The organism is Mesorhizobium sp. WSM4989, assembly GCF_029625795.1.
Lineage (GTDB): Bacteria > Pseudomonadota > Alphaproteobacteria > Rhizobiales > Rhizobiaceae > Mesorhizobium.
On record NZ_JARTVN010000042.1, the window covers coordinates 1 to 262 of the forward strand.

Annotated in this window: 1 pseudogene; it reads right to left on the reverse strand. The window is 65.3% G+C overall.

Annotation, left to right across the window (positions count from 1 at the left end):
- A pseudogene (locus P9217_RS30235) lies at positions 1 to 262 on the reverse strand (3-deoxy-manno-octulosonate cytidylyltransferase); the annotation flags it as partial.

A 262-nucleotide genomic window follows, 5' to 3' on the forward strand; every position in this document is an offset into this window, starting at 1 on the left:
GGATTGGTCTTTTCCTCATCGCGGACGATCTCGACGCCGAGCGTGGCGATGTCCACCGCACTGTCCTCGAAAGGCCTGAGCGACGCGGCGATGATCCGGGGATCGATGGTCGGCAGGTCGCCCTGCACATTGACGATGGTTTCGACCTTGCGCCCAGGGTCGAGCGCGACCAGCGCCTCGTGGATGCGGTCGGAGCCGGATTCATGATCCATGCGTGTCATCACGGCCTCGAAACCGTGCGCGCGCACGGCTTGCGCCACGC